The organism is Secundilactobacillus silagincola (genome assembly GCF_002583405.1).
Taxonomy (GTDB): Bacteria; Bacillota; Bacilli; order Lactobacillales; family Lactobacillaceae; genus Secundilactobacillus; species Secundilactobacillus silagincola.
On sequence record NZ_BCMJ01000041.1, the window covers coordinates 1 to 296 of the forward strand.

At 51.0% G+C, this 296-nt stretch carries 1 protein-coding gene; it reads right to left on the reverse strand.

The window, feature by feature from the left end; all coding sequences use genetic code 11:
- Nucleotides 1-296, reverse strand: a 296-nt coding sequence (locus tag CES82_RS12580; RefSeq protein ID WP_180245747.1) for a hypothetical protein, incomplete at both ends; no start/stop codon positions are given.

The following is a 296-nucleotide window of genomic DNA, read 5'->3' on the forward strand; positions in this document are numbered from 1 at the left end:
CTTTAACAGCAGTTGCTGCGGCGGTTAATTCAGGCACTAATTCACTCCCAGTGCCACCATCAACTGTCCAGTCGGTATATACAACCTGTCCATTTTCATCCACGCTAGCCGTCCGGCTAACACTCACCGTCTTGTCGGCAACAGTTGCGCTGTAATCACCGTCATTATTTTGGCTAACCGTGATCGTACCTTCCAGATACTTAGCTTGCGTCCCTTCGGGATCGTTCTTAGCAGGATCACCAGGATCGCCTTTCGTGTAAGTAGCCTGGTTCTTCGTGTAGTGAACCGTCCGGGTG